General features: G+C 59.3%; 12 protein-coding genes. 7 read left to right on the top strand and 5 right to left on the bottom strand.

From position 1 onward, the window contains the following. Positions 1–83 precede the first annotated feature (83 nt). The 5 genes from IT895_RS03320 (at position 84) to gabT (ending at position 5,864) form a co-directional block, all read left to right on the top strand. Entirely contained in the window at positions 84–1,262 is a 1,179-nt protein-coding gene (locus tag IT895_RS03320; protein ID WP_085919601.1) for an acyl-CoA dehydrogenase, read from the top strand. A 69-nt stretch (positions 1,263–1,331) separates the two neighbouring features. Then, complete coding sequence (locus IT895_RS03315) at positions 1,332–2,546, top strand: CaiB/BaiF CoA transferase family protein (RefSeq protein WP_085919602.1); 1,215 nt, start codon at positions 1,332–1,334, stop codon at positions 2,544–2,546. 248 nt (positions 2,547–2,794) lie between these two features. Beyond that, a complete protein-coding gene (locus tag IT895_RS03310) occupies positions 2,795–3,601 on the top strand; it encodes an EAL domain-containing protein (protein WP_199284683.1) in 807 nt (268 codons plus the stop codon). After that, complete coding sequence (locus tag IT895_RS03305; protein ID WP_199284682.1) at positions 3,598–4,533, top strand: GGDEF domain-containing protein; 936 nt, start codon at positions 3,598–3,600, stop codon at positions 4,531–4,533. The genes IT895_RS03310 and IT895_RS03305 overlap by 4 nt, the downstream gene beginning before the upstream one ends. A gap of 56 nt (positions 4,534–4,589) precedes the next feature. Then, positions 4,590–5,864: a 4-aminobutyrate--2-oxoglutarate transaminase gene (gene gabT / locus IT895_RS03300; RefSeq protein ID WP_085919605.1), complete on the top strand. Its 1,275-nt coding sequence runs from the start codon at positions 4,590–4,592 to the stop codon at positions 5,862–5,864. A gap of 60 nt (positions 5,865–5,924) precedes the next feature. On the opposite strand, the gene IT895_RS03295 is transcribed toward gabT, so the two are convergent. The 4 genes from IT895_RS03295 to IT895_RS03280 form a co-directional block, all read right to left on the bottom strand. After that, on the bottom strand, positions 5,925–6,173 hold the full coding sequence (locus IT895_RS03295) for a YkoF family thiamine/hydroxymethylpyrimidine-binding protein (RefSeq protein ID WP_008958845.1): 249 nt from the start codon (positions 6,171–6,173) through the stop codon (positions 5,925–5,927). 9 nt (positions 6,174–6,182) lie between these two features. Next, positions 6,183–7,010 (bottom strand): alpha/beta fold hydrolase, encoded by an 828-nt coding sequence (locus tag IT895_RS03290; RefSeq protein WP_085919606.1) that lies wholly within the window; start codon positions 7,008–7,010, stop codon positions 6,183–6,185. A 111-nt stretch (positions 7,011–7,121) separates the two neighbouring features. Further along, complete coding sequence (gene dinB / locus IT895_RS03285) at positions 7,122–8,168, bottom strand: DNA polymerase IV (RefSeq protein ID WP_199284681.1); 1,047 nt, start codon at positions 8,166–8,168, stop codon at positions 7,122–7,124. 43 nt (positions 8,169–8,211) lie between these two features. Further along, positions 8,212–9,675: a protein adenylyltransferase SelO gene (locus tag IT895_RS03280; protein ID WP_199284680.1), complete on the bottom strand. Its 1,464-nt coding sequence runs from the start codon at positions 9,673–9,675 to the stop codon at positions 8,212–8,214. 86 nt (positions 9,676–9,761) lie between these two features. Here IT895_RS03280 and IT895_RS03275 point away from each other — a divergent pair, with 86 nt between their 5' ends. Further along, positions 9,762–10,373 (top strand): DNA-3-methyladenine glycosylase, encoded by a 612-nt coding sequence (locus IT895_RS03275; RefSeq protein ID WP_199284679.1) that lies wholly within the window; start codon positions 9,762–9,764, stop codon positions 10,371–10,373. Here IT895_RS03275 and IT895_RS03270 read toward each other — a convergent pair. Beyond that, entirely contained in the window at positions 10,370–11,209 is an 840-nt protein-coding gene (locus tag IT895_RS03270; RefSeq protein ID WP_199284678.1) for an NAD-dependent protein deacetylase, read from the bottom strand. The genes IT895_RS03275 and IT895_RS03270 overlap by 4 nt on opposite strands. A 114-nt stretch (positions 11,210–11,323) precedes the next feature. On the opposite strand from IT895_RS03270, the gene IT895_RS03265 reads away from it, so the two are divergent. Further along, a complete protein-coding gene (locus tag IT895_RS03265) occupies positions 11,324–12,517 on the top strand; it encodes a UbiH/UbiF/VisC/COQ6 family ubiquinone biosynthesis hydroxylase (protein WP_199284677.1) in 1,194 nt (397 codons plus the stop codon). Positions 12,518–12,543 lie beyond the last annotated feature (26 nt).

The raw sequence follows: 12,543 nt of genomic DNA, 5'->3' as shown, positions 1-12,543 counted from the left end.
CATTGACTGTAGCATCACACCGACCGCACCGTTATTGCCGTGGTCGCTTGCTGGCGTCTGCGGGACAGCACCAAGGAGTTCACATGACACACTTCAACTGGGACGACCCGCTGCTGCTTGAGCAACAGTTGAGCGACGAAGAGCGCCAAATCCGCGACGCCGCCCACGACTACTGCCAGGAAAACCTTCAGCCCCGGGTGCTAAGCGCCTTCCGTGAAGAACGCTTCGACCGCGAGATCATGACCGAAATGGGCGAGCTTGGCCTGCTGGGGGCGACCGTTTCCCCCGACTACGGCGGCGCAGGCGTCAACCACGTCGCTTACGGCCTGATTGCCCGGGAAGTCGAGCGCGTGGACTCCGGCTATCGCTCCGCCATGAGCGTGCAGTCGTCGCTGGTAATGTACCCCATCGAGACCTATGGCTCCGAAGAACAGAAACAGAAATTCCTGCCCAAGCTTGCCAGCGGCGAGATGGTCGGCTGCTTCGGCCTGACCGAGCCAGACCACGGCTCCGATCCCGGCAACATGATTACCCGCGCAGAGAAAGTTGACGGCGGTTATCGCCTGACCGGCGCCAAGATGTGGATCACCAACAGTCCGATTGCCGATATCGCGGTGGTCTGGGCCAAGTCGGCCGCCCACGACAACCAGATCAAGGGCTTTATCGTCGAACGCGGCGTGGAAGGTTTCACCACGCCGAAAATCGAAGGCAAGGTCTCGCTGCGCGCGTCGATTACCGGCGAGATCGTGCTTGAAAATGCGTTTGTGCCTGAAGAGAACCTGCTGCCCAATGTCAGCGGCTTGAAGGGACCGTTCGGCTGCCTGAACAAGGCCCGCTACGGCATTGCGTGGGGCGTGATGGGTACGTCTGAATTCTGCTGGCACGCCGCCCGCCAGTACACCCTGGACCGTAAGCAGTTTGGTCGCCCGCTGGCCGCCAACCAGCTGATCCAGAAAAAACTCGCTGACATGCAAACCGAGATCACCCTTGGCCTGCAGTCAGCGCTCCAGGTGGGCCGCCTGATGGATAGCGGCAACTGGGCACCGGAAATGGTCTCGCTGATCAAGCGTAACAACTGCGGCAAGGCGCTGGATATCGCCCGTCAGTCCCGGGACATGCACGGTGGTAATGGCGTTTCTGACGAGTACGGCGTCATTCGCCACATGGTGAACCTGGAATCGGTCAACACCTACGAAGGCACCCACGACGTGCACGCCTTGATTCTGGGTCGCGCCCAGACCGGCATTCAGGCGTTCTTTTGATCACTGTCGTTAATCACTATCTGTTAAGCACCAGGCTTTGAGCACTTATCCCCCCTTACAGGAGCCTCTATGGGCGAGCTAACCAAACCCTTGGCCGGAATCAAGGTACTCGATATCTCCCGAGTGCTGGCCGGCCCATGGTGTGGGCAAATGCTGGCCGACATGGGGGCCGACGTGATCAAGGTGGAACGCCCCGGCTGCGGCGATGACACCCGCCACTGGGGTCCGCCCTGGCTCGCGGGCAGTACCGAGTCGGCCTACTATCTGTGCGCCAACCGCGGCAAGCGTTCGGTCACGGTGGACATGGCAAAGCCCGAGGGCCAGGCACTCATCAAGCAGATGGCGGCTGACAGTGACGTAGTGATCGAGAATTTCAAAGTCGGCGGCCTCAAGAAGTACGGCCTGGATTACGCAAGCCTCAAGGCCCTCAACCCGGGCCTGGTCTATTGCTCGATTACCGGCTTCGGCCAGGAAAGCCCCTACGCCCACCGCGCCGGCTACGACTTCATGATTCAAGCCATGGGCGGGATCATGAGCCTGACGGGCAAGCCTGATGAGGAACCTGGCGGCGGCCCGGTAAAAAGCGGCGTGGCGTTTACTGACATCTTTACCGGCCTGTACGCCGCCAACGCAGTGCTCGCCGCCCTCTACCAGCGCCGCGACACGGGTGTCGGCTGCCATATCGATATGGCGCTGATGGACGTTCAGGTAGGCGTGCTCGCCAATCAGGCCTTGAACTATTTAACCTCAGGCAACGTCCCCCAGCGGCTGGGTAACGCCCACCCCAATATCGTGCCTTACCAGGCCTTTGCCACCCAGGACGGCCATATGATTGTCGCCGTGGGTAACGATGAGCAGTTCAAGCGCTTTAGCTCGGTGCTTTCACTGCCCGCCCTGGCTGACGACCCACGCTTTGCCACCAACGGCATGCGCGTTCAGCACCGCGACCAATTGGTGCCCGTACTCGAAGCGGCACTTGCCCAGCGCCCCACCGACGACTGGCTGGCGGCATTTGAAGACGTGGGCGTGCCCAGCGGCCCGATCAATACCCTGGACCGGGTATTCGACGATGCCCACGTCAAAGCGCGTGGGTTAAAGCAGACGCTGCCCCACCCCCAGGCGGGCCAGGTTGATCTGGTCGCGAACCCCATTCGCATGAATGGTAAATCGATCAGCGCCAGTAAGGCGCCGCCCTATCTCGGCGAACACACCGACGACGTGTTAACCGATATTGGCATTACCCCTGAGCAGCGACAGGCGTTGCGCGATGCAGGTATTATCTGAATCTGACCGATTTCATTTAAACGCCTAGCCAACCGTACACTGGTTAACTACATCTTAGGCTACTGTAAAAAGCAGCCTATACCGGTGCTTTTGGTTGATGTCCGTTATCACCAAAATACTGTACAATACATATACAAAAAGCTTACAGAGAGTTAGTCTATTTGTACGACTAACCTGCTATTGTTTGGCCAAGTAGGCAATGCCGCGCTTGTTTTGTTACTGGCGAGCGCCAGAGACCTGGAGATACAATGAGTCAGTGCGCGCGCACAAACGGAACCTGCAAACGCTGCGAAGGCGAGCTGCCCTTCGATTTCACGATGGCCTTTCAACCCATTGTGGATGTATCGCTTGCCAAGATTGACGCCTATGAGGCTCTGGTACGGGGCCCGCAAGGTGAATCTGCCTGGAGCGTTATTTCCCAGGTGACCGACAGCCTGCTCTATCACTTTGACCAGGCGTGTCGAGTTAAAGCCATTGAGATGGCAAGCGCGCTTGATATGCCGACAGCGCTGTCGATCAACTTCCTGCCCAACGCTGTATACGAACCCAGGGCCTGCATCCAGGCGACACTGGACGTCTCTAAACGCGTGGGTTGGCCAACCGACCGACTGATCTTCGAAATCACCGAAACCGAGCGCGTGCGTGACAGGCAGCATCTATGCAACATCATTGATGCCTATCGCTCGATGGGTTTCAGAACGGCCCTGGACGATTTCGGCAATGGTTACGCCAATCTGGACCTTCTGACCGACCTCGCCCCCGATAAAATCAAGATAGACCGTGAACTGGTGATGAACTGTGACCATGATCATAGACGCCAGTCGCTGCTTCGCTCGATCATTCAACTGGCCGATGAACTAGCGATCAAACTAATTGCCGAAGGCGTGGAAACCCACGCAGAGGCGTTGTGGCTGGCCCGTGAAGGCATTGCCTGCCAACAAGGGTTCTACTATGCACGACCGGCCGTCAATGCCTTGGCTGACGATAAAGCCTTAAAGCTGCGCCTGATGGCGCTACGCGAAGAATCACAGCAGGTCAGCGAAGGTACCCAATGACTAGTTACGCCTCGCCAGACATTCATCAGCTTCTGGACCAATCAAAACGCAATACGGAAAACGTCATCAAGGCGGCACCGCTGGGTATCTGCATCACCGACCCCCATGGTTATTTTGAAATGGTCAACCCGGCGTACTGTGACTTTTACGGTTATGCCGAAAAGGAGTTGCTCGGCCAGCACTTCACCATGGTCGTTCCCGATGCCAACCGCGAGACGCTCCAGGCCCTCCACGACTCGTTTATAGGGGGAGAGGAGAGACATGAGCTGCGTCAGGAGTGGGAGGTCATCGGTAAAGGTGGCAAAACGCATACCATTATCGCCGAAGCCGCACGCATCATCGGCTTCGACGGCCAGCCACGGAAAGTCACCTTTATTGTCGATATCACCCAGCGCAAACGGCTGGAAGAACGCCTTCAACGGGCGAACGAGCGCCTGCATTACCTCGCCCACCATGACGAGCTCACCGGCCTGTTGAATCGCCGGGCCGGCTTGCAGCGCCTGGAACAGGAGCTAAGTCGAAGCTCGCGTTATGGCAGCCCACTTAGCATTGCGATGTTTGATCTGGATAATTTCAAGGCGATCAACGATACCTACGGCCATAGCGTAGGCGACGATATTCTCCAGGAAGTAACCGCTAAAGTGAACGAGACACTGCGCGAAACTGACTTGCAGATTCGCCTGGGCGGCGAAGAGTTTCTGGTCATCATGCCCGAAGTAAATGCAGAAAATGCGCGGCAGGCCATGGAGCGAGTGCGCGCTGCCGTTGCCCAGACAACATTTACCCAGCGGGCCTTGACGGTTACGCTCTCCGCAGGCGTGGCAGGTTATGTTGAGGCCTCCACCACCCGGTTACTTGATCATGCCGATAAAGCCATGTATCAAGCTAAACAGTCGGGTCGCAATCGCGTTGTGGTCGCTTCATCCATGTAATCCTGCCTATTGCGCACTATGCTGAAGCCTATCCCCATCAACTCAGGAGTTGAGCTATGAGTAATGCCGAGTTAAACGAGTTAAAAAACAAGTATGTCGCTGCTGGTGCCGCAAGCCCCGCCACCGCCTTTGCCGCGCGCGCGGAAAACTCTGAAGTATGGGACGCCGATGGCAATCGCTTTATCGATTTTGCCGGCGGCATTGGCGTACTGAACGTCGGCCACCGCCATCCCAAGGTCGTGGCGGCGGTCAAAGCCCAGCTCGACAAGGTGATGCACACATGCCAGACGGTAATGCCCTATGAAGGCTATGTAAAAGTCGCCGAGAAGCTGAGCCAGATCGTCCCGGTACGTGGCCACGCCAAGGTAATGCTGGCCAACTCGGGCGCTGAAGCGCTGGAAAACGCCATCAAGGTTGCCCGCGCGGCCACAGGACGCTCCAATGTGGTCTGCTTCGACGGCGGCTACCACGGCCGTACTTTCTACACCATGGCCATGAACGGCAAGGTCGCGCCTTACCAGACCGACTTTGGCCCGATGCCGGGCACCGTTTTCCGCGCACCTTACCCCGTGCCCTACCACGGCGTAAGCGAAGACGAAGCCATCCGTGGCTTGAAAATGGCGCTGAAAACCGACGCCAACCCCAAAGATACCGCCGCTATCGTGCTTGAGCCGGTACTCGGTGAAGGCGGCTTCTACCCAGCCTCCACCAGCTTCCTGACCAAGATCCGTGAAATCTGCGATGAGCACGGCATCTTGATGATCATCGACGAAGTACAGTCGGGCTTTGGTCGTACCGGCAAGATGTTTGCCATCGAGCATAGCGGCGTAGAGCCAGACATCATGACCATGGCCAAGAGCATGGCCGACGGCATGCCGATCTCCGCGATCGTGGGTACCGACAAGGTCATGGACGCCTCTGGCCCCAACTCGCTGGGCGGCACCTATACCGGCAGCCCGACCGCCTGTGCGGCTGCACTTGCGGTAATGGAAGTGTTTGAAGAAGAGAACATTCTCGAGAAGAGCCAGGCGCTGGGCGAAAAGCTGGCGCAACGCTTCAGCAATTGGGAAAGCAAGTTCGCCTGCGTTGATAACAGCCGCAACATGGGTGCCATGGCAGCCTTTGAGCTGGTCTCGGACAAAACCGACCGTACGCCCAACCCTGAACTGGCCGCGGCGCTGTGCAAAAAAGCACGTGAAGAAGGGTTGATCCTGCTTTCCTGCGGCATGTACGGCAACACCATCCGCTTCTTGATGCCCGTCACCATTCAAGACGATGTGCTCAATGAAGGGCTGGATATTATCGAGTCCTGCCTGGATTCGCTGGTATAAGCGTTATCTTTATATCAGACCAAAACGCCGCCCAATTGGGCGGCGTTTTTTATGTTGGCGTTAACGAGGCCGCCGGTCACCCTCGAGAAAATTAGCCGTAAAGACCGCTTTTCCATGGGTTTCGAACGACCACTTCATGACATCGCTCAGCGCTGCCATCACCTCGTCGAATTCACCAAACACCTGGGTACTCATCCGGTTAGGATGAACCTCCAGGCCTGTTGCTTCCAGGCGTTTTACCACTTCTTTCACCACCGGCTTGAAATCATCGGCCAGTGGGTAATAGCTAAGCTGTACAGAAAGATACATAACGTCTCCTTACGCTGTGCGGGAAGACTGACTCGTCTTGGCCATGCGATGCCAGACATCCAGGATAGCGTCGCGGGTTTCCTCGGGGTGCTCCATGGGGAACATGTGCGTGCCGGGAACACGGCTCACCTCGACCCCATAGCGCTTCAAGCGCTGAATGCGCGACGCCGTCAACAAGTGTGAGTTGTCGCCCGCCACGACCTCTACCGGGACGCTCAACCGACGCGGCAAACGGGTCAAGTGGTCCGGCAAATGACGGAAAATCTCTACCTCGATGCGCGGGTCAAACGTCAGTTCGGCACTGCCGTCGGCCAACACTCGGGTTCCTGCTTCAATGTAGTCGTTGAGCGCGTCCGGGGTAAAGCGCCGGAACAGCCCCCGGCGACGCAGCGAATTGGCCATGGCCTCACGACTCGGCCATACCGTGCGCCGGCCCAGGGTTTTACCCGCAGGTGTTACCCGGTCGACAAACCCAAAGCGTTTGGCAGCTTTCATCGCCCAGGCATCCCGTCCCAGCATCAACGGTGGATCGAGCATGATCACGCCGCAGAAGCGTTCGGGCTGTTTATCAGCCGCCATCGCCATCAGTGTGCCGCCCAGCGAATGCCCGACACCAAGCAATGGCTTATCGCTATCGGGGAGGTAGCTCAGCAACTCATCCACCAGGTTGCCCCAGTTATGATTGACCGGGTAATCCGGATGGTGCCCCAGGCGATCCAGCGGGTGCAGATCAAAGGACTCGGCCAATGGATCAAGCAGGCTGCGATAGCTCAAACCGGGAAAGCCATTGGCATGGGCAAACACTAAGCGAGGGCGTGATGAGGTATCAGCAGGCATGGCAGGGCTCATGGTGAAGTCGATAAGTCAGTGGTTAGAAACCATCTATCATACATCTGTTTTAATTCACTCTGTACGCAGCGTCAATCCGATCAGGCGTTAACAGGCTAATTAAAAAAGCGCCAGCTGTTGCACTTGCGTGTTCTCCGCCAGCCGATACCCTACGCCCAGCAGGCGCACGGGTCGCTCGCCACGGTGCCAGCCCACGTTCAGCAGTGTTTCGAACTGAGCCAGGTCCGGCGCGGGGTCAGCGTGCTCTACAGTGGTTTGGGTGAAATCGTTGAACTTTACTTTAACGATTAGCCCGCGCACCCCGAGCGGCGGGTCCAGCCTTGCGTAGCGGCGCTCTAAATCCTCGATCAGCCCCGGCAGTTCATGGCGACAGGCCTCAAGAGTGGGCAAGTCCTGGGCATAGGTTTGCTCGGTGCTGATTGATTTTCGCTCGCGGTGGGTTTTCACCTGTCGATCATCTCGCCCCCAGCTCAGCTCATGCAACCGCCGCCCGAAACGGCCGAAGTGCTCCACCAGATCCGTGAGTGTCCGAGCGCGTAAATCGGCACAGGTATGAATGTCCAGACCCGCCAGTTTCTCCGCCGTACGCGGACCCACGCCGTGGATTTTTTTCACCGAGAGCTGCTGTACGAAGCCGTCCACCTCATCCGGCGTGATCACGCAGAGGCCGTCGGGCTTGTTCCAGTCGCTGGCGATTTTGGCCAGAAACTTGTTCGGCGCCACACCCGCCGAGACGGTAATGCCTACCTCGCGGCTGACCCGCTCACGGATCGCCTCGGCCATGAGCGTCGCACTACCGTGATGCTGAGTAACCCCGGAGACATCCAGGAACGCCTCATCCAGGGAAAGCGGCTCGATAAGCTCGGTAACGTCGCGATAGATGGCAAATACCTGCCGCGCGACGGCTTTATACTTGGCCATATCGCCGCGAATGACCGTTAAATGCGGGCAGCGCTTGAGCGCCTGGGCCATGGGCATCGCCGAGTGAATGCCGTATTCGCGGGCGGGGTAATTGCAGGTGGCGACCACCCCGCGCTGCTCCACACTGCCGCCAATCGCGATGGGAATATCGCTCAGCGCCGGGTTGTCGCGCATCTCAACCGCCGCGAAAAAACAGTCACAGTCGCAGTGAATAATTTTGCGCACTGGCTAGCCTTTAAACTGTAAAAAAACACAGCTTACCACAGCATCAGGTACCGCAGAACGTCCGCAGCACCTGCTCGCTTTCGGTGGCGGGTGCCGCCAAGCGACGCGCTTCAACGGTGTCTTCAAACGGCTTGGTCACTACCGCAAGTAGCGTATGGAACGGCGTGAAATCGCCCTTGACCGCGGCATCAATGGCCTCTTGAACGCGGTGGTTGCGGGGAATCACCACCGGGTTGGCGCGCTGCATGGCTGCCAGGCGGTCGGTGTTTTGGCTTGCCACCTGGGCCGCCTGCCACTGGCTGAGCCATTCGCCTAGCGCCTCTGAGTTCTGCGTTAGCGCCAGCACGTCCTCACGCCTCTGGTCACTGGGCGACGCGACGTATTGCGTCAGCGCATCAAAGGTGGCGGTCATGTCCATCCGGCCCTGGTGCATCTGGCTTTCCAGCCCTTCCATCAACGCCTCGGCCTGGTCACTTTCCGCTTCCAGGCCTAGCTTATCGGCATGCAAGCGGCGCTGTTCGGCGTTAAACAACGTATCGAAATGGCGGATAGCATCGGTGGCTTTTTCAACCAAGGCATCGCCCTCACCGTCTATCAGCGGCAGCAATGTCTCGGCGAAGCGGGCCAGGTTCCACTGGGCAATCGCCGGTTGGTTGGCAAACGCATAGCGGCGGCCTTCATCGATGGAGCTATACACCTTCTGCGGATTGAACTGCTCCATGAAAGCACAGGGGCCATAATCGATGGTCTCCCCTGCCAGGCTGCAGTTATCGGTGTTCATCACCCCATGAATAAAGCCGACGCTCAGCCAGCGGGCAATCAATTCTGCCTGGCGGGCGACAACTGCCTCAAGCAGCGCCATGTAGGGGTCGTCTGCCGAAGCAACCTCCGGGTAATGGCGCTCAATGGCATGATCCGCCAGGGCCTTTAGCGCCGCTTCATCCTGACGGGCAGCGATAAATTGAAACGTCCCGACGCGAATATGGCTGCTGGCCACGCGGGTAAATACCGCCCCCGGCTCGGGCAGTTGGCGCACCACCCGCTCACCGGTGGTAACGGCCGCCAGCGCCCGGGTGGTAGGAATCCCTACGGCGGCCATAAACTCGCTGACCAGATATTCACGCAGCACCGGCCCCAAGGGCGAGCGGCCATCACCACCGCGGGAAAACGGCGTACGGCCGCTGCCCTTGAGCTGCACATCACGGCGCTTGCCGTGCTGGTCGACGACTTCACCCAGCAGTAACGCTCGGCCATCGCCCAGCTGCGGCACAAAGTTGCCGAACTGGTGGCCCGCGTAGCCCAGGGCACCCGGTTTGGCCCCGGGCGGTAACTGATTGCCACTGAACCACTCGGCAAGCGTGGTGGTATCAGGGATGTCCTGCGCGCCCAGTTCTCGGGCGAGCGGGGCATTAAACGCAATCAACTCCGGGCGGGCAACCGGCGTTGCCTGGCTGGCAACCCAGAGCGGTTCCGGTAAGGTGGCATAACGATGTTCAAATGACAGCATGAAACGATCCACGTGCTAGCGAATAAGGTATGTCCTAATACCCTAGCATTTTACTCAAGTAAACGCCGAGACAAAGCTTCCCAACGATGTCGACTACCCATAAATCTACGCTAACGCCCCTGCCCCAGGATTTTTATAACCGCGATACCCTGACGGTCGCCCGAGACATGCTCGGCTGCTGGCTGGTGCGTGAAGACAACGGGGAGCAACTGGCCGCCAGGATTGTGGAAACAGAGGCGTATTGCGGTGCTGAGGATTCCGCCTGCCACGCCCACCGCCGCCGCTCGCCCCGCACGGAAGCCATGTTCGGCCCAGCGGGCCACGCCTACGTTTATCTGGTATATGGCATGCACTGGCTACTCAACGTGGTCACCGAGCCGGAAGATTCACCCTGCGCGGTGTTAATTCGCGCCGTGGAGCCCACCATCAACGAGGCGGCAATGCGTGCCACCCGCCAGGCACCGGGCAAGCAGTTGAGCAATGGCCCGGGCAAGCTCACCCGTGCGCTTAGTATTGATAAGGCCTTGTACGGCCACGATATGACCCAGACTGGACAGCTGTGGATTAGCCGAGCCACGCATAGTACCGCTATTGCGACCGGGCCTCGCGTGGGGATCGATTACGCCAGCCCTGAGCACCGCGACGCCCCCTGGCGGTTATGGTTGGAGGGTAATCCGTGGGTGTCCAAGGCGCGCTAATTCTCGCGCAGACAACGCACCGCCTCTTCCAGCACCGGCGTTAACGGTGCGCGCCACTGATGGGTGAGCATGGCATCAGCGCGGGTCACGCCAAGCGATAGCGAGGCAACGGGAAGTCCCATTCCATGCGCCTCGCGGCAGAAGCGGTAGCCGGAATAGACCATCAATGACGTTCCCACGGCCAGCACCGCCTCCGCATTGTGCAACCCAGCCTGGGCGGCAACCCGCCGAGCAGGCGGGACCACATCGCCGTAATAGACAACGTCCGGTTTGAGAATCCCCCTGCAGCGCGGGCAGTCGAAGACCTTAAAGGCGGAAAAATCGGTTTCCAGGTCAGCGTCGCCGTCCGGTGCATGACCGGCATCCAGGGCGGCAAAACGCGGGTTGAGGTGTGCCATTTCACTATGCATGGCGTGGCGCATCATATGGTAGCCACAGGTCATGCAACTGACGGTATCGGCCCGGCCGTGCAGGTCAATGACTTTCCTTGACCCCGCCCGCTGATGCAGGCGGTCCACGTTCTGGGTGACTAACAGCTCCACATAACCCATGGTTTCCAATGCGGCCAGTGCCTTGTGCGCACCGCTCACCTGGGCTCCGGTCAGGGCCTTGAAACCGACCAGCGCACGCGCCCAGTAGCGCTGGCGCACCGCATGGGAAGCCATGAAGTCGCCGTGCTGAACCGGCGGTGAGCGCTTCCACTGGCCATCGGCATCGCGATAGTCAGGAATCCCGCTGTCGGTGCTCACGCCCGCGCCGGTAAGAATCCAGAGCTTTGGGTAGCGCGCGATAAAGTCGGCAAGCTCTTCACCTGCCTGGGCCACGCTTTTGGTCATGTCCACCGCCTGCGTCAAATGTTCACCCCTAGGCAATTCTGCTCTCGCTAGACGATACTGTATGACAACGGCAACGCCTACTCTGTGCCAAGCTTTTTATCCGAGGAGCCACTTATGCAAGGGTCTGATCAACGGACGATGCGGGATCATGATGTCATTATTGTTGGCGGCGGCATGGTCGGCGCCGCACTGGCGGCTCGGCTGGGCAATGCGGGCCAATCCGTCGGGCTGATCGAACAAGGCGATGCCCCCGCAGCGCCCGAGGGCGATTACGACCTGCGCATCTCGTCGCTGAATGCGCGCTCGCTTACGTTTATCAACGCCAGCGGCACACAGCTGCCCGAGGAGCGCTGCTGCCCCTTCCGGCATATCGATGTCGCCAACCAGGATGGCACCGGCCACTCGCTTTTCTCTGCGGCTGACAGCGGCATGGAAGACTTCGGTATCTTTGTCGAAAACCGCACGCTCCAGTACGCCCTCTGGCAGCGTTTGGCCGACCTCCCCGGCGTGACCTGCTATACCCAGTGCGCCCCGGTAAGCACCCTGACCACGGGCGAGGCGCGCCTGATCGAGCTGGATAACGGCAAGACGCTAACCGCCGCGTTGATCGTCGGGGCCGATGGTGCGCGTTCCACCCTGCGCGAATTAGCCAGCATTGGCGTGACCCATTACGACTACCACCAGCGGGCGATGATCATTAACGTGGAGACCGAGTTGCCCCAGCAAGACGTCAGTTGGCAGGTCTTTACCCCCACCGGCCCCATGGCCATGTTGCCACTGCCCGGCCAGCGCGCGTCGCTTGTGTGGTACGACAGCGACGAGGCCACCAAGACGCGGGAAAAGCTGGACGATGACGCGCTCAAGACAGACATCGAAGACGCCTTCCCCGAGCGGCTGGGCAAGCTCACCCGCATCGTGGCGCGTGCCAGCTTCCCCATCAAGCGCCAGCACGCCAAGCGCTACATGGGCAAACGCCTGGCGCTGATCGGCGACGCTGCCCACGTGGTGCACCCGCTGGCAGGCCAGGGACTGAACATCGGCCTGCACGACGCCGACACGCTCGCCGAGATTATTATTCATGGCCGCGACCCCGGCGACTACCTCAACTTACTACGCTTTGAGTGCCAGCGCCGGGCGGCTAACCAGGCAATGATTGCTGCCACCGACAGCTTCCACCATCTGTTTACCGGTGCCAAACCACTGCGCCAACTGGGTGATCTCAGCCTGCATATCGCCGAGCGTATCCCCTTCGCCAAACGCATGATGATGCAGCAGGCCAACGGGCTGAATCCGTTCAAACGGCGCTAGGACAGATAAGCGCAACGACGCGTCAC

Source organism: Halomonas sp. A40-4 (assembly GCF_015767635.1).
GTDB lineage: Bacteria > Pseudomonadota > Gammaproteobacteria > Pseudomonadales > Halomonadaceae > Vreelandella > Vreelandella janggokensis.
This window is presented reverse-complemented; position numbering and strand designations above follow the sequence as displayed.

Bases quoted from the DNA above. Each gene is read 5' to 3' on its own strand.
- IT895_RS03320 (WP_085919601.1), top strand. From the start codon at position 84: ATGACACACTTCAACTGGGACGACCCGCTGCTGCTTGAGCAACAGTTG.
- IT895_RS03315 (WP_085919602.1), top strand. From the start codon at position 1,332: ATGGGCGAGCTAACCAAACCCTTGGCCGGAATCAAGGTACTCGATATC.
- IT895_RS03310 (WP_199284683.1), top strand. From the start codon at position 2,795: ATGAGTCAGTGCGCGCGCACAAACGGAACCTGCAAACGCTGCGAAGGC.
- IT895_RS03305 (WP_199284682.1), top strand. From the start codon at position 3,598: ATGACTAGTTACGCCTCGCCAGACATTCATCAGCTTCTGGACCAATCA.
- gabT (WP_085919605.1), top strand. From the start codon at position 4,590: ATGAGTAATGCCGAGTTAAACGAGTTAAAAAACAAGTATGTCGCTGCT.
- IT895_RS03295 (WP_008958845.1), bottom strand. From the start codon at position 6,173: ATGTATCTTTCTGTACAGCTTAGCTATTACCCACTGGCCGATGATTTC.
- IT895_RS03290 (WP_085919606.1), bottom strand. From the start codon at position 7,010: ATGCCTGCTGATACCTCATCACGCCCTCGCTTAGTGTTTGCCCATGCC.
- IT895_RS03280 (WP_199284680.1), bottom strand. From the start codon at position 9,675: ATGCTGTCATTTGAACATCGTTATGCCACCTTACCGGAACCGCTCTGG.
- IT895_RS03275 (WP_199284679.1), top strand. From the start codon at position 9,762: ATGTCGACTACCCATAAATCTACGCTAACGCCCCTGCCCCAGGATTTT.
- IT895_RS03270 (WP_199284678.1), bottom strand. From the start codon at position 11,209: ATGACCAAAAGCGTGGCCCAGGCAGGTGAAGAGCTTGCCGACTTTATC.
- IT895_RS03265 (WP_199284677.1), top strand. From the start codon at position 11,324: ATGCAAGGGTCTGATCAACGGACGATGCGGGATCATGATGTCATTATT.